General features: G+C 70.1%; 13 protein-coding genes and 1 riboswitch. Of the genes, 4 read left to right on the top strand and 9 right to left on the bottom strand.

What is annotated here, in order from left to right:
* Positions 1–51 precede the first annotated feature (51 nt).
* From L3i22_RS02160 to L3i22_RS02135, 6 genes are all read right to left on the bottom strand, one after another.
* A complete protein-coding gene (locus L3i22_RS02160) occupies positions 52–939 on the bottom strand; it encodes an NAD-dependent epimerase/dehydratase family protein (protein WP_221325327.1) in 888 nt (295 codons plus the stop codon).
* A 107-nt stretch (positions 940–1,046) separates the two neighbouring features.
* Complete coding sequence (locus L3i22_RS02155) at positions 1,047–3,029, bottom strand: glycosyl hydrolase family 28-related protein (protein ID WP_255657892.1); 1,983 nt, start codon at positions 3,027–3,029, stop codon at positions 1,047–1,049.
* Positions 3,030–3,120: 91 nt separating this feature from the next.
* Positions 3,121–4,707, bottom strand: a complete 1,587-nt coding sequence (locus tag L3i22_RS02150; protein ID WP_221325325.1) for a methyl-accepting chemotaxis protein — start codon at positions 4,705–4,707, stop codon at positions 3,121–3,123.
* Positions 4,708–4,727: 20 nt separating this feature from the next.
* Complete coding sequence (locus tag L3i22_RS02145; protein ID WP_221325324.1) at positions 4,728–5,924, bottom strand: RNA polymerase sigma factor; 1,197 nt, start codon at positions 5,922–5,924, stop codon at positions 4,728–4,730.
* Positions 5,917–6,243 carry a YciI family protein gene (locus L3i22_RS02140; RefSeq protein ID WP_221325323.1) on the bottom strand — a complete coding sequence of 109 codons (327 nt, stop codon included), beginning with the start codon at positions 6,241–6,243 and terminating at the stop codon, positions 5,917–5,919. Before L3i22_RS02140 ends, L3i22_RS02145 begins: the two co-directional genes overlap by 8 nt.
* A gap of 50 nt (positions 6,244–6,293) precedes the next feature.
* Entirely contained in the window at positions 6,294–6,923 is a 630-nt protein-coding gene (locus tag L3i22_RS02135; protein ID WP_221325322.1) for a LacI family DNA-binding transcriptional regulator, read from the bottom strand.
* 97 nt (positions 6,924–7,020) lie between these two features.
* On the opposite strand from L3i22_RS02135, the gene L3i22_RS02130 reads away from it, so the two are divergent.
* From L3i22_RS02130 to L3i22_RS02115, 4 genes are all read left to right on the top strand, one after another.
* The gene (locus tag L3i22_RS02130; RefSeq protein ID WP_221325321.1) at positions 7,021–7,893 is read left to right on the top strand and encodes a hypothetical protein; all 873 of its coding nucleotides are present in this window, start codon (positions 7,021–7,023) and stop codon (positions 7,891–7,893) included.
* A 31-nt stretch (positions 7,894–7,924) separates the two neighbouring features.
* Positions 7,925–8,004: riboswitch (S-adenosyl-L-homocysteine riboswitch) on the top strand.
* 18 nt (positions 8,005–8,022) lie between these two features.
* Entirely contained in the window at positions 8,023–9,483 is a 1,461-nt protein-coding gene (ahcY, locus tag L3i22_RS02125) for an adenosylhomocysteinase (RefSeq protein WP_221325320.1), read from the top strand.
* A gap of 78 nt (positions 9,484–9,561) precedes the next feature.
* Entirely contained in the window at positions 9,562–10,068 is a 507-nt protein-coding gene (locus L3i22_RS02120; protein WP_221325319.1) for a DUF4142 domain-containing protein, read from the top strand.
* Between the two features lie 72 nt (positions 10,069–10,140).
* Positions 10,141–11,799, top strand: coding sequence for a Na+/H+ antiporter (locus L3i22_RS02115; RefSeq protein WP_221325318.1), 1,659 nt, complete (start codon positions 10,141–10,143; stop codon positions 11,797–11,799).
* 45 nt (positions 11,800–11,844) lie between these two features.
* On the opposite strand, the gene L3i22_RS02110 is transcribed toward L3i22_RS02115, so the two are convergent.
* The 3 genes from L3i22_RS02110 to L3i22_RS02100 are packed head-to-tail and all read right to left on the bottom strand — an operon-like array spanning position 11,845 to position 14,926.
* Positions 11,845–13,419, bottom strand: a complete 1,575-nt coding sequence (locus tag L3i22_RS02110) for an ABC transporter permease (RefSeq protein WP_221325317.1) — start codon at positions 13,417–13,419, stop codon at positions 11,845–11,847.
* Positions 13,416–14,315: an ABC transporter ATP-binding protein gene (locus tag L3i22_RS02105; RefSeq protein ID WP_221325316.1), complete on the bottom strand. Its 900-nt coding sequence runs from the start codon at positions 14,313–14,315 to the stop codon at positions 13,416–13,418. The genes L3i22_RS02110 and L3i22_RS02105 overlap by 4 nt, the downstream gene beginning before the upstream one ends.
* Positions 14,312–14,926 carry a TetR family transcriptional regulator gene (locus tag L3i22_RS02100; RefSeq protein ID WP_221325315.1) on the bottom strand — a complete coding sequence of 205 codons (615 nt, stop codon included), beginning with the start codon at positions 14,924–14,926 and terminating at the stop codon, positions 14,312–14,314. The genes L3i22_RS02105 and L3i22_RS02100 overlap by 4 nt, the downstream gene beginning before the upstream one ends.
* Positions 14,927–14,962 lie beyond the last annotated feature (36 nt).

Genomic DNA, 14,962 nt, shown 5'->3' with positions numbered 1-14,962 from the left:
GCCCGATTTCGTACGTACGAAATCGGGCCCTTTGATCGTGATTTTGATCTGTTATCTCGGGTTTGCGGCGACGAACTCGGCGATGTAGTCGTCGAGCTGCTTCTGCGGCGTCCAGCCGAGCCCGGCGGCCTTGGTCATGTCGGCCTTGCCGCGCACGCGCTCCCCGGGCAGCGCCGGGATCAGCGTGAAGTCGGCGCCGAACATCTTCGCGACCTCGGCCAGTGGCCACTCCCGGCCGGTGCCGAGCAGGTAGCCGTCGCCGGCGCCACCGCGGGCGACCAGGATCAGGCCGCGGACGATGTCGTCGATGTGGGTGAAGTCGCGGGTCTGGGTGCCCGGGGAGACCACGGTCAGTGGCTCGCCGGCCAGGTACTGCCGCTCGAAGATGCCGATCACGGTGGCGTACTTGCCGCTGGCGATCTGGCCGGCGCCGTAGACGTTGTAGAAGTACGCGATCGCGTAGTCCAGGCCGAACCAGTTCGAGTAGTTCTTGATGTACTCGATGTTCTTCGCCTTGGTCCAGGCGTACGGGTTGAGGTTCTCGTCGTCGCCGTCGTTGCCGAACTTCGAGCTGGAGCCGGCGTAGATCAGCCGGGCGCCCGCGGCGGCGGTGAACTTCACCACCTCCTTGGTGCCGAGCAGGTTGAAGTCCCAGGTCAGGTCGTGGTCCTCGAAGGACTGCACGATCCGCGAGTACTCCCCCAGGTGGAAGACCAGCGCGGGGGCCGGGAGGCCGCTGTCCGCCCAGGTCTTGGCGATCCCGGTGGTCGAGCCCTCGAGGTAGGTCACCCGGGGATCGTGCACGTGGTTCTCCGCCGAACCGGTGAAGTAGTTGTCCAGCGAGACGACCGTGGCGTCGGGGAACTCGGTCAGCAGGGACCGGATCAGGGCGGTACCGACGAATCCGGCGCCGCCGGTGACCAGCAGGGTTTGACTCAACGTAGTTCCCAACCTTCAGCCGAGGCGAATGCGCCGACAAGGCTACCAAGCGCAGCGGCCGTACCCGAACTCGTCGGGTACGGCCGCCGTTCTTCAGCTGATGTAGGTCACCAGGCAGAAGGCGCCGGTGGGGCGACGACCGCGGGACGGTCGTCGCAGGTGATCACGTTCGGGACGAACGGGCCGAGCCAGCCGCCACCATTGTCACCGAGATCACTGAGGGTGAACTCAGACCCGCTGGGCGTGAAGTTGAACGAGCCGCAGTTGTTGACCCCGACCGCCCCGACGTTGCGGGCGTCGACGTTCTCGAACGTGGCGCCGCCGGACGCCCGGGCGCTGACCACGCTGGTGCCGGCCCCGTCGACCCGGATGTCCTGGAAGTGCACCCCGTTGATCGAGTACAGGTCCTTCACCGGCCAGTCCGAGACCAGCATGACCGCGTTGTACGTGTTGTCCAGGAAATGGTCCCCGGTCACCCGGATGTCCGCGTCGATGCTCTTGTCGAGCGCGTAGAACCAGATCGCGCCGAGACCGATCTTCCAGTTCAGCTCGAAGGTCCCGGCCCGGACCGTGGTGTTGTCGGTGATCATGAGGTGCCCGGCGAACGGCTCGGCCCCGAAGCGCGAGCCGACGTGGATGCCGCTGCCCTCCCGGATCGGGTCGGCGACCAGGTTCCGCGAGACCGTGTTGTCCGTGCCGCCGTAGATCGCGATCCCGTTCGCCAGCGTCGGCGTCTGGACCGTGTTGCGGTCGAACGTGTTGCCGCTGTCCGCGGTCTTCTCCGACCACATGGCCAGGCCGTCGTCACCGGTGTTGCGGATGAAGTTGTCCCGCACCAGCGAGCCGGTGACCCCGGTGTGGAAGTTCAGCCCGTCGGCGATCTGGTCGACGATGATGTTGCCGCTGACCTGGACGTTCGACATCGGACCGTCGTACCAGAGGCCGACCTTGGTGTGCTGGATGTGCAGCCCGGTGATCGTCGAGTCGCTCATCGCGCCGCCGATCGCGTTCACCTGGTCGGTGTCGATGCGCTCGCGCACGTCACCCTCGATGGCGAAGTCGGCCAGGTGCACGTTCCGGCTGCCGCCGTCCTTGCCGTAGAAACCGACACCGGTGTGGACCGATCCGTCCGGCGCCGGCGTGGACAGCGCCACCTCGTGCCCCCGGACCGTGGTGTACCAGTTGCCGGCGCCCTTGATCGTCACGTCGTCGACGACGATGTGCCGGTTCACCTGGAACGTGCCGGGCGGCAGGTAGACCGCGCGGTGGATCTTCCTGGCGAACGCGATGGCCTTCTCGATGGCCGGCGCGGCGTCCTTCCGGCCGGTCGGGTCGGCCCCGAAGAGCAGCACGTTCACCGCGCCGAGGTCGACCTTCGGCGCGCCGACCAGCTCCGAGTCGAGCAGGTCGATCGTGGTGGTGACCTGGCGCGCGGTGAGCCGGATCTTCTCCCCGGCCCGGTAGGTGCGGCCCAGTGCCAGCCGCTGCTCGTCGTAGAAGTGCATCGGCCGGAACGGCTTGCTCACCTCCGGGACCGGAGTGGTGGCGGCCGGCACGCAGGCGCACTCGGTGATCCACCAGTCCGGGTGCAGCAGCCCGGCCTGCGGGTCGTTGCTGAACGGGTACTGGTTGTAGAGCCAGGAGTACTGCGAGGTCAGGGTCATCGTGCGTGTGCCGCCCGGGGTGCCCACGGACAGCGGCGCGGTGATCCCGCCGCCGTTCGGGGCGTCCGGGATCGAGTACCGCACGGTGATCGCGTTGGCCGACTTGGGCAGGGTGAACTCGACGTACTCCCCCGGGTCCAGGGACACGGCGGAGCGGCCGGAGGCTTCGGCGGCGAGCGAGTATGCGGTCCGGTCGGGGCTGAGCACGGCGCCGGTGGTGACGGCGTGCTCAGCCTCCTGCTCGGCGAACGCGACGGTGGCGCCGCGTCCGGCGACCAGAGCCGGATCGAGAGCGGCCCGGGTGGCCGCGGGTTTGATGGCTACTGAGGACGGATGTGCTGCGGCAGCGGCGGCCGGGCCGATCGCCACACCGAGGGTGACCAGCGGCGTGGCCAGGAGAGCGGCCCAGCGGGGCGGAGCGAACATGTCGCCGACCATAGAAGTTCTGTGATCTGCTCCACAAGGGCCAGTCTCGTTTTGCCGAGCATTTGCCGTGTTTTTGCAAAACTTTGCTTTCCTACAACGTGAATCGCTCCACGATCCCGCGCAGGTCGGTGGACATCCCGGCCAGCTGGCTGGCGGCCCGGTCGGCCTCGGCCACGCCGACCGTGGTCAGCTGCACCGACTCGGCCACCCCGGTGATCGTCCCGGCCACCCGGGCGCCGGCCTCGGCCGCCTCGCTGACGTTGCGGCTCATCTCGTTGGTGGTCACGGTCTGCTCCTCCACCGCCGAGGCGATGGTGGTCTGGAACTCGTTGATCCGCCCGATGATCTCGCTGATCTCCTCGATCGCGGCGACCGCGCCCGCGGTGTCCGACTGGATCGCGGCGACCCGGCGGCCGATGTCGTCGGTGGCCCGCGCGGTCTCCTGGGACAGCTCCTTGACCTCGCTGGCGACCACCGCGAAGCCCTTGCCCATCTCGCCGGCCCGGGCCGCCTCGATGGTGGCGTTCAGCGCCAGCAGGTTCGTCTGCTCGGCGATCGCCGTGATCGTCTTGACCACCTCGGAGATCTCACTGGACGACTCGCCCAGCTTGGCCATCACCGCGCTGGTGGCGGCGGTGACGTCGACCGCGCGGTTCGCCACCTGCACGGCCTGGGTGGCGCTCTGGCTGATCTCCCGGATCGACGCGCCCATCTCCTCGGAGCCGGCCGCCACGGTCTGGATGTTGAACGACATGGTCGCCGCCGACTCGGCCACCGTCGCGGCCTGCTGCGCGCCGTGCTCGGCGCTGGCCGCGGACTGCCGGCTGGTGTCGGCGAGCCCACCGGCCTGCAGAGCCAGCGACTCCGAGTGCGCGGTCAGGTCGGTGACCGTCTTCCGCAGCGAGCTGGTCGCGGCGCGCAGCGAGTCGGCCATGTGCCCGAGCTCGTCGCGCTGGTGCACGTCCGGGTCACCGGAGAGGTCGCCCTCGGCCACCCGGTCCAGCACCCCGCTCACCTTGCGCAACGGCACGATGATCAGCCGGGCCACGAACAGCGCGCCGGAGACGCCCAGCAGCAGCGCGAGGCCGAGCGCGGCGATCACCGCGATCCGGGTGCGGTTCGCGGTGGCGTCGAAGCCCTCGCCGGCCAGCATGTCCTTGTTGGCGTCGTCGATCTCGGCGGTGAGCAGGGCCTCGTAGACCTTGCGCAGGTCCCGGTTGCTGCCCAGGGCGAGCGTGGTCGCCTTGGCCGGCTCGGACGCGTAGAGGCTGAACTCCGTCTTCAGCGCCTCGAACCAGGTGTCGCTGGCCGTCTGGATGTCGGCGAGCACCGGCAGGTCGTCGCCCGTGCCGAGCGTGCGGGCGGAGTCCAGCGCGGAGTTGACCTTCGCCTGGTGGGCGAGCGCCTCGGTGCTGAACTTGGCGTCGCCCTTGAGCAGGAAGCCCCGCTCGTCGTTGGCCGCGCCCTTGAGCTCCAGCGCGACGGAGTTCAGGTTCGTGACGTACGGGACCATCCGCCCGATCTCGGCGTTCCGGGTGCTCTCCAGGTCGTTGATGCCGGTCACGCTCAGCGCCCCGGTCACCACCGTCCCGGCGATCGCCACACCGGCCACCGCGAGCACTTTGGTGGAGACCTTTCGGTCCCGGCACCACTGCCCCAGCCCACGATTTCCGGCCATGTGAGTCGCTCTCCTCAGTCTTAGGTACCGCCCTCTTCGGCACCGCGGAGAGTGTCTTGACCGGTGGCTCCGGTGCGTTTCAGCAACGCACGCCGCTCCGCCTCGGAGCCGGCCACCTCGGCGGCCCGCCGGAACAGCTCGGCCGCGGCCGCCGGGTCACCGGCCCGTTCGGTGAGGTCGGCCTCGGCGGCCAGCGCCGGCGCGTACCCGGCGAGCCCGTCGCGCACCCCGGCCAGCAGGGCGAGCCCCGCCGCCGGCCCGTGGGCGTAGCCGTGCGCGACCGCCCGGTTCACCTCGACGACCGGGGACGGGTGCACCCGGGCGAGCTGGTCGTACCAGCCCGCCACGGTGGCCCAGTCGGTCGCGGCGAAGTCCGGGGCGGTCGCGTGACAGGCCGCGATGTGCGCCTGGATCGCGTACGGCCCGGTCACCGGACTGCCGCCGAGCAGCCCGACCGCCTCGGCGATCGCGGCGTGATCCCACCGGGCGCGGTCCTGGCGGTCCAGCGTCACCAGGTCGCCGGCCTGGTCCTGCCGGGTCGCCCGCCGCGAGTGCTGCAGCAGGCAGAGCGCCAGCAGCGCGGTGACCTCGGGCTCCCCGGGCATCAGCCGGGCCAGCAGCCGGGTCAGCCGGATCGCCTCCAGCGCCAGCTTGTCGTCGGCGTCGTACCCTCGGGTGAACAGCAGGTACAGCACCGCGAGCACGCCCGGCAGACGCTCGGCGAGCGCCGCGCCGGACGGCACCCGGTACGGGATCCCGGCCTGCGCGATCTTGCTCTTCGCCCGGGTCAGCCGCCGCGTCATGGCCGCCTCCCCGACCAGGAAGAGGCGCGCGATCTCCGCGGTGGAAACCCCGGCGACGGTACGGAGGGTGAGCGCCACCCGGGCCTCCATGCCCAGCGCCGGGTGGCAGCACGTGAAGATCAGCCGCAGCCGGTCGTCGCCCTGCGGAGCCGGCTCCGGGTCCTGCAGCAGCGCCAGGTCCCGGAGCTTCCGATCGGCCGTGGCGGCCCGGCGGAGCTGGTCGATCGCCCGATTCCGGGCGACCGTCATCAGCCAGCCGCCCGGATTCGCCGGTGTGCCGTCGTGCGGCCACCGCTTCAGCGCCGCCTCGACCGCGTCCATCGCGCAGTCCTCGGCGAGGGACCAGTCACCGGTGAGCCGGATCAGCGTGGCGACGATCCGGCCGTAGGCCTCCTGGAAAACCGGTTCATTCACCGTGGTACGGCCGCAGCTCCAGCCGCCCGTGCCAGGCCATCGGGTGGGCGCGGGCCACCTCGATCGCCTCGTCCAGGTCGGCGCACTCCAGGATGTCGAAGCCCACGATCACCTCTTTGGTCTCGGCGAACGGGCCGTCGGAGAGCAGCAGCTCGCCGCCCCGGACCCGGACCGTGGTGGCCGCCTCCGGCCCGACCAGCTGGTTGCCGGCAACCCGCCGCCCGTTCTCGTCGTTCTCGGCCACCCACTTGAAGATGTCGGGCGCCTCCAGCTCGGTCTCCGGAGCGGTGTCGGTGCAGACGAACATCATGTACTTCATCGGTTCTCCCTCATCGCGGTCTTTCCCCCATGACGAACGACCTCACCGCTTCAGGACACCGGGGCGTTGAACGGCGTGATTATTTTTGTGGCGATCGACGGCGCGCCGTGTGCCCGGCAGGAAGTTCGCAGGTCAGAGCGGCGATCCTGGTGCAGCACCGCGTTGATCCGGTGCGCGTGCAGCAGGGCCAGGTTGTCCCGGTCCAGGCCGTGCGCCACGAACACGTCGTAGTTGCGGTCCTCGGCCTCGAACGCGGCCACCACCTCGGCGCTGCCGCCGGCCCGGGGCGCGTAGACCGCCCGGACCGTGTGGGTGCCGGCCAGCATCGCGCGCACCTGATCCGGATCGGTCACGGTCCGCAGCCGCCGAGCGGGGCCCAGCACCGAGCGGAACCCGGCGATCCGCTCCGCCGTCTCCGGGCCGCCGACCACCAGCACGTCCCCGGCCCGGTCGTGCAGCCACTGCTCGACCAGGTACGCCGCGGTCGCGCCGGCCTCGAAGTCGCGTGGCGGCGGGTCGTCCGCCGGGGCGTGGTCGTGGTCCAGGTCGGCGATCGCGCGGTGGACCCGGTGGGTGGTGCTCTCCCGGACGCCTCCGCGTTCGTGCAGCACCCGGTCGACGGTGGCCGGGCTCAGGCCGGCTCGCGTGGCGATCTCCTGGATGCGGTGGGGGTGCTTCACGCCGTACAGAATGATGGGTTTTTGAGGTTGCATGGAAGGTCTTTGATGTTTTCTCATCCCTTCCCGTGACCGGTCACGCCGCCGCTAGGCTCCCGGGATGCCCGTGATCTCGCGCCGGACCCCTACCGGCATCCAGGTGTTCGACGAGGCCGTCGAGCCACTCCGGACCTTTCCCCTGCCGCCGGACGTCTGGGACTGGGTGGTGCCCTCGACCAGGGATTCGGTGGTCTACTCGACCGACGACGCGGTGCTCCGGACCGACGCCGGGGGCCGCGAGCAGTGGCGCTTCGAGCTCGGCCCGGTGGGCGAGAACGACGGCATCGGCATGAACAACTCGGCCTTCTCCGCCGACGAGACCCTGGTCTGGGTGTACGTGGCGAACGCGATGGCCGACCGGGCCGACCTCGACGAGCTGATCGCGCTGGACGCGGCGACCGGCGCGGTGCGCACCCGGATCCCGGTGGAGTCGGCCGGGCAGGGCGCCGGGCTGATCCCGCTGCCGGACGGCCAGGTGCTCGTCTCGATCGGCGAGGGCCAGGACGGCGGCGTGGTCCTGCGCGCCGGGCCGGACGGTGAGCTGCACGACTACCTGATCCACGACCGGGTGGTGATCGACGCCTCCCCGGACCGGCGGCAGTTCCTCACCGTCGACCACGAGCGGCGCGCCGACATGGCCCTGCACGACCTGGCCACCGGCGAGGTCGTGCACCGGATCCCGGCGGCCGGCTTCGGGCTGGGCGACCGGGCCTACGTCAACTGGAGCGGCGGCTACCTGGACGACGAGACGGTGATCGTGGTGATCGTCGTCGGGGAGCCGGAACACACGTGGCGGCACTTCCGGGTCGACACCCGGACCGGCGAGGTGCTCGGTGACCTGGGGATCGTCACGGTCGACAAGGACGACCTGGAACCGCTGGGCGACGGGACCTACGTCATCTCGGATACTGACGGAACTCTCAGGCGCATGTGATCAAGCTTGGGACACGATAAAGTGGTGACGCCGAACCGAGAGGCGCTGCAACGGGCAATGACGCCCGCCACGCTCGGTGCGGTTCCATAGACGTAAGGGCGCCTCCTGAGAGGGAGGAGCCCTCTTTTCATGAGCGACAAACTTCGATCCGTCAACGGTCTCGACTTCGCGGTCGCCGACATCAACCTCGCCGAGGCGGGTCGCCACCAGCTCCGGCTGGCCGAGCACGAGATGCCGGGCCTGATGTCGCTGCGCGAGGAGTTCGGCGACTCGAAGCCGCTGACCGGCGCCCGGATCGCCGGCTCGCTGCACATGACCGTGCAGACCGCGGTCCTGATCGAGACGCTGATCGCGCTCGGTGCCCAGGTGCGCTGGGTGTCCTGCAACATCTTCTCCACGCAGGACGAGGCGGCCGCCGCGACCGTCGTCGGCCGCAACGGCACCGTCGACGCCCCGGCCGGCGTCCCGGTCTTCGCCTGGAAGGGCGAGTCGCTGGAGGAGTACTGGTGGGCCACCACCCAGCTGTTCGACTTCGGCAACGGCCAGGGTCCGAACATGATCCTGGACGACGGCGGTGACGCCACCCTGCTAGTGCACAAGGGTGTCGAGTTCGAGGCGGCCGGCGCGGTGCCGGCAACCACCGAGGACGACAACCACGAGTACTCGATCATCCTGGACACCCTGCGCGCCAGCCTGGCGTCGGACCCGCAGCGGTTCACCAGGATCGCTGCCGAGATCCGCGGCGTGACCGAGGAGACCACCACCGGTGTGGCCCGGCTCTACAAGCTGGCCAAGGAGGGCACGCTGCTCTTCCCGGCGATCAACGTCAACGACGCGGTCACCAAGAGCAAGTTCGACAACAAGTACGGCATCCGCCACTCCCTGGTCGACGGCCTGAACCGGGCCACCGACGTGATGCTGGGCGGCAAGCTGGCCCTGGTCTGCGGTTACGGTGACGTCGGCAAGGGCGCGGCGGAGACGCTGCGCGGCCAGGGCGCCCGGGTCGTGGTCACCGAGGTCGACCCGATCTGCGCGCTGCAGGCGGCGATGGACGGCCTGCAGGTCGCCCGGATCGAGGACGTGGTCGGCGACGTCGACATCTTCGTCACCACGACCGGCGGCACCGACATCATCACCGTCGAGCACCTGTCGGCGATGAAGCACAACGCGATCGTCGGCAACGTCGGCCACTTCGACGACGAGATCGACATGGCCGGCCTGAACAAGGTCGCCGGCATCGAGAAGATCGAGATCAAGCCGCAGGTGCACGAGTGGCGCTTCCCGGACGGTCACTCGGTGATCGTGCTCTCCGAGGGTCGCCTGATGAACCTGGGCAACGCCACCGGCCACCCGAGCTTCGTGATGTCGGCCTCGTTCACCAACCAGGTGATGGCCCAGATCGAGCTGTGGACCAAGCCGGGTGAGTACGAGAAGCAGGTCTTCGTCCTGCCGAAGCACCTGGACGAGAAGGTCGCGCGCCTGCACCTGGACGCGCTGGGCGTGAAGCTGACCAAGCTCACCAAGAAGCAGGCGGAGTACCTGGGCGTCGACGTCGAGGGCCCGTTCAAGCCGGAGCACTACCGCTACTGAGGCATAACACGTAAATACTCCCCCTATGTCGGTTTTCAAGCGGTTAATCTGCTGATTCCGACATAGGGGGAGTTTCATATGTTCAGCCGATATCTTCTCGCGGCCGTAACCGTGACCGCAGCCCTGCTCGCACCCGCCACCACGGCCCCGGCCGCCCGCCGCCTCGACCCGGACGCCGCCTTCCTGCGCACCGCCCACCAGGGCAACCTCGCCCAGATCGCGCTCGGCCGGATCACCGTCCGCAGGGCCACCGACCCGGCGATCCGCCGCCTCGGCGCCCGGTTCGCCGCCGACAGCGTCCGGCTCGACCTGGCCGTCCGCGCCGCCGCCCGCTCGCTCGACATCGAGCTGGACCAGGAGCCGAACAGCACCGTCCAGCAGAGCATCATGGTCTACCGCTCGGCGCCGGACGCCGACTTCGACCAGTTCTTCGTCTCCAGCCAGGCGATGCTGCACGACCAGGCCGCCCGGGTGGTTCGCACCGAGCTGAACGACGGCGACGAGGTCGCCGCGCGCCGGATCGCCCAGCGGACCCTGACGGTGATCCGGAAACACCGGGCGGTGCTGGGACATTTCGGCCAATAAGTCGACGTGATCTCCCGATCACGTCATCGACCTGCCACAACGATGTGATCGGGAGTAGCGAAGAATAGGCGGATGAGCCACGAGGAGACCCTTCTTTTCGGTCTGGGGGCCATCGCGATCATCGTGCTGGTCCACTGGATCACCGGGAAGACCGGCCTGCCCGCCGCCGTCCTGCTGACCGTCGTCGGCATCGTCTACGCGTTCCTGCCCGGCGACAACTTCGAGATCGAACCCGATCTGATTCTCACGTTCATCCTTCCGCCGCTGCTCTACAACGCGGCGCTGGACTCGTCACTGCTCGACATCCGGCGCAACCTGCGTACCGTGATCAGCCTGTCGGTGGCCCTGGTGATCGCCACCGCGTTCCTGGTCGGCCTCGGGCTCTCGCTCGCGGTGACCGGTGTGACGCTGGCCGCCGGGATCGCCATGGGCGCCGCGGTGGCGCCGCCCGATCCGGTCGCCGCGCTGGCCGTCGGCCGCAAGGCCGGCCTGCCGCCGCGGCTGATCACCCTGATCCAGGGTGAGGGCCTGCTCAACGACGCGACCGCGCTGACCATCCTGCTGGTCGCCCAGCAGGTCGCGATCGGCAAGCAGGAGTTCACGTTCGCCAACACCGCCGGAAAGTTCGTGATCATGGCGGCCGGCGGTGTCGTCGTCGGCATCGCCGTCGCGTATTTCGTCCGGCTCCTCCGGGGGCTGCGCGCCGACCCGCTGAGCGCCAACGCGATCTCCCTGGTCACCCCGATGGCCGCGTACCTGCTGGCCGAGCACTTCCACCTCTCCGGGGTGCTGGCCGTCGTGGTGGCCGGCCTGATCATCGGGCACGACACCCCGCGGTACGCGACCGGCGCCAGCCGCCTGCAGACCGCGGCCGTCTGGCGACTGATCGACTTCCTGCTGGAGGGCACCGTCTTCCTGCTGATCGGCGTGCAGATGAAGAACGTGCTCGAGGAGCTGAAGGAGTACCAGACCAGCACGATCGTGATCGCGGTGAGCATCACGCTCGGCGTGGTCCTGCTGCTCCGCCCGCTCTGGCTGGGGCTCACCCAGCTGCTGCCCCGTTCCCTGCACACCCGCCTCGGCGGGGACGACGAGGACGAGGCCGAGGTCGAGGAGCTGCCGAAGGGCCGGCGCAAGGAGAAGTCGCTCGGCGTCCGGGAATCGGTCGTGATGAGCTGGGCCGGCACCCGCGGCGTGATCACGCTCGCCGCGGTCTACAGCCTGGACTCCAACTTCCCGAACCGCGGCCTGCTGGCGTTCTGCGCGTTCGCGGTGGTGCTGGTGACCCTGATCGGCCAGGGCCTGACGTTCGCGCCGCTGGTCAAGTGGCTCGGGCTGCGGGCCAACCAGACCGACAAGGCCCGGTTGCGCAACGAGGCCCGCTCGGCCGCGGTGCGGGCCGCGCTGAACCGGATCGGCGACATCCAGAGCGAGCACCACGACCACGTCGAGGACGAGGCCATGGAGACCATGCGCAAGCAGCTCCAGGTCCGCCTCGACCGCTACCGGCACCGGCTCGACCTGCTGGAACAGGTCGACTCGACCGAGGTGCCGCCGTCCCCGCAGTACGAGGCGGCGCTGATGGTCCGGCAGGCGGTGATCGACGCCGAGCGCGAGGAGCTGCTGCGCTGGCGGGACGCCGGCCGCCTGGACGACGAGAACCTGCGGGTGCTCAACCGCGAACTGGACCACGAGGAACTCGTGTTGCCGAAACGCGGCAAGTCACATTGACCTGCAACCGTCCGGCCGACGGCATCGCCGTCGGCCGGACGTCGTTCACGCGGGGATGTCGCGGCGGCGCAGGGCCGCCAGCCCGACGCCGGCAATCGCGGCGGCAATCAGGATCAAAACAATTTCCGGTACGGCGGAGAAGCTCGCCGCCGGCAGCTGCGGCACGTGCGTGAACGGCGAGACGTCCATCGCCCACTGCGGGAACTCCAGCAGCGGCCCGACGATCAGGATCAGCAGGCTCACCGCCACCGTGCCCCAGGCCGCCGCCGCGTAGCGGGGCAGCACCCCGATCAGCAGCACCGCCACCGAGCCGAGCACCCAGACGGCCGGCAGCTGCACCAGCGACGCGGAGAGCACCCCGCCGAAGTCCGCACCGAAGGTCACCCCGGCCATCGCCCCCTCGGCCGCCATCGCCAGGGCCGGCCCGATCAGGGCGAACAGCAGATGACCGCCGGCCCAGGCGAAGCGGCTCACCGCGGTGCCCAGGATCAGCTCGGCGTGCCCGCTCTGCTCTTCGTCCCGCATCCGCAGCCCGGCCTGGATCGCGTAGATCGCGACGATCAGCGCACACGTCCCGGCCGTGGTGGCGAAGTACGCGTCGGTGACCGGCCCGGAGCCGCCGATCTTGTTGAACGCGTCGGTCACCCCGCTGCTGCTCGCGGCGAGCTGCACCACGCTGGTGCCGACCCCGCCGAAGACCACGCCGAGCGCGGCGAACCCGGCGGTCCAGCCGAGCAGCAGCCCCCGGTGCAGCCGCCAGGCCAGGCCGAGCGGCGAGGACAGGCCGGTGCCGGCGTGTGCCGGGCCCAGCCGCGAGGCGAGCAGACCGGCGCCCAGGTCACGCCGGCTGAGCAGGGCGAACGCCACGGGCACGGTGACCAGCGTGACCAGCAGGGCGAGGAGCGCCGGCCACCAGTTGTCATCGCCGTACGGCACGATCTTCTGCACCCAGCCGAGCGGCGACAGCCAGGACAGCCACTCCAGCCGCCCGTCCCCGACCGCGGAGATGTCCCCGCCCATCCGCAGCACGTAGGACACCCCGAGCACCAGCACGGCGATCATCCGGGCGCCCCGGGCGCTGCTGGTCAGTTGGGCGGCGATCGCGGCCACCCCGGCGAAGAGCCAGGCGCTGAGCGTGAACAGCGTGCCGAACGCCAGCGAGCCCTCGACCGGCTCGCCCGCGCCGATCATCGAGCCGGCCACGATCAGGCCCATCACCAGGCCGCCGGTCATGGTGACGAGCAGGGCGGCGGCCGGTTGCGCCCACCGCCCGACGACGGTGGCCCGGATCAGGTCGCTGCGCCCGGCCTCCTCCTCGGCCCGGGTGTGCCGGATCACCGTGAGCAGCGCGGCCAGCCCGATCATCACCGGGACGAACCCGGCCCGCCAGACCACCAGCTCGCCCAGGCTGTCCCCGGACAGCGGGCCGTAGAGCCCGGCGAATCCGGCGTTGGCGCCGCTGATCCGGGCGTAGTCGATCCGCTCGGCGTCGGTGACGAACAGCTTCTCGAAGCCGGCGATGTAGACCTGCGGCAGCAGGCCCAGCAGGAACACCCAGAGCGGCAGGATCACCCGGTCCCGGCGCAGGATCAGCCGGACGAGCTGGCCGGTGCCGGTCATTTGCCGGCCTCGTCCCGTGCGTAGTGCCGCAGGAACAGCTCCTCCAGCGACGGCGGCTGGCTGACCAGGCTGCGCACCCCGGCCGCGACCAGGGACTTCAGCGCCGGTTCGAGCCCCTCGGCGTCGACGTCGAAGGCCACCCGCCCGTCCGTGGTGGTCAGGTCGTGCACCCCGGCGAGGCCGGCCAGGCCGTTGACCGGGCCGGTCAGCTCGGCGCGGATCGTCGTCCGGGTCAGGTGCCGCAGGTCGTCGAGCGTGCCGGTCTCGACCGCGCGGCCGGCGCGGATGATGGTCAGCCGGTCGCAGAGCGCCTCGACCTCGGCCAGGATGTGGCTGGACAGCAGCACGGTCCGGTCGCCGCGGCGCTTCTCCTGCAGGATCACCTCGCGGAAGACCTCCTCCATCAGCGGGTCCAGCCCGGAGGTCGGCTCGTCCAGGATCAGCAGCTCGACGTCGGAGGCCAGGGCGGCGATCAGCGCCACCTTCTGCCGATTTCCCTTCGAGTACGTCCGGCCCTTCTTCCGTGGGTCCAGCTCGAACCGTTCGATCAGGTCGTCGCGGCGCGTCCGGTCCAGCCCGCCCCGCAGCCGGCCGAGCAGGTCGATCACCTCACCGCCGGTGAGGTTGGGCCAGAACGTGACGTCGCCCGGCACGTACGCCAAGCGCTTGTGCAGGTTTGTCGCGTCCGCCCACGGATCGCCGCCGAGCAGGCGTGCGGTGCCGCCGTCGTGTCGCATCAGGCCGAGCAGGACGCGGATCGTGGTGGTCTTGCCGGCGCCGTTGGGCCCGAGGAATCCGTGCACCTCCCCGGCCCGGACGGCCAGGTCGAGCCCGTCCAGGGCGGTGACCTTCCCGAACCGCTTGATCAGTCCTTCGACCTCGATCGCCTCTGTCATGGGTGCTCCCCTTCTTGGGATGCCAGCCGATCCAGCGCCTTCATGGCCTGGTCGGCTTGTTCCGGGGTGAGCAGCGGCTGCCGGAAGATCTCCACGGCGGCACGGACCATGCGCAGCCAGCCGGGCATGACGCCGACGTCCTCGCCGAGCACGGTGGAGAGCTGCTCGTGCATGAGGAACATGCCCATCTTCATGGCGGCGACCACGGCGACGAACGCCCGCGGGTCGGCGCTGTCGATGCCGGATTTCTGCAGCCAGTAGTCGCCGCGGTCGACGGACTCGACGAACATCTTCGTCGCGGTGGGCGAGCCGTCCATCAGCGATCGCACCAGGTAGCGCTGCAGGATCATGGTGTCCGGCGGGAGGGCGCCGACCAGCTGGGTCTCGGCGAACCGGATCTGCAGCTCGGCGACGCGGCCCATGGCCCACTCGTCGCAGGCGTCGCGCAGCCCCTCCTTGGAGCCGAAGTGGTGCCGCAGCAGCCCGGAGGAGACCCCGGCGGCCTGGGCGATGTCCCGGATCGTCGCGCCGGCGATGCCCTTCTCGGTGAAGAGCCCGATGGCGGCGTCGCGGATCCGGGCGCGCGCGGTCAGGTCGCTGTCACTACTCACATGTGTAGGCTACTACACAAGCGTGTAGCCGCAATA

It is taken from the genome of Actinoplanes sp. L3-i22 (assembly GCF_019704555.1).
Lineage (GTDB): Bacteria > Actinomycetota > Actinomycetes > Mycobacteriales > Micromonosporaceae > Actinoplanes.
This window is presented reverse-complemented; position numbering and strand designations above follow the sequence as displayed.

Excerpts from the sequence above, each read along its gene's own strand:
- L3i22_RS02155 (WP_255657892.1), bottom strand. The coding sequence starts at position 3,029 with ATGTTCGCTCCGCCCCGCTGGGCCGCTCTCCTGGCCACGCCGCTGGTC.
- L3i22_RS02150 (WP_221325325.1), bottom strand. The coding sequence starts at position 4,707 with ATGGCCGGAAATCGTGGGCTGGGGCAGTGGTGCCGGGACCGAAAGGTC.
- L3i22_RS02140 (WP_221325323.1), bottom strand. The coding sequence starts at position 6,243 with ATGAAGTACATGATGTTCGTCTGCACCGACACCGCTCCGGAGACCGAG.
- L3i22_RS02130 (WP_221325321.1), top strand. The coding sequence starts at position 7,021 with ATGCCCGTGATCTCGCGCCGGACCCCTACCGGCATCCAGGTGTTCGAC.
- ahcY (WP_221325320.1), top strand. The coding sequence starts at position 8,023 with ATGAGCGACAAACTTCGATCCGTCAACGGTCTCGACTTCGCGGTCGCC.
- L3i22_RS02120 (WP_221325319.1), top strand. The coding sequence starts at position 9,562 with ATGTTCAGCCGATATCTTCTCGCGGCCGTAACCGTGACCGCAGCCCTG.
- L3i22_RS02115 (WP_221325318.1), top strand. The coding sequence starts at position 10,141 with ATGAGCCACGAGGAGACCCTTCTTTTCGGTCTGGGGGCCATCGCGATC.
- L3i22_RS02110 (WP_221325317.1), bottom strand. The coding sequence starts at position 13,419 with ATGACCGGCACCGGCCAGCTCGTCCGGCTGATCCTGCGCCGGGACCGG.
- L3i22_RS02105 (WP_221325316.1), bottom strand. The coding sequence starts at position 14,315 with ATGACAGAGGCGATCGAGGTCGAAGGACTGATCAAGCGGTTCGGGAAG.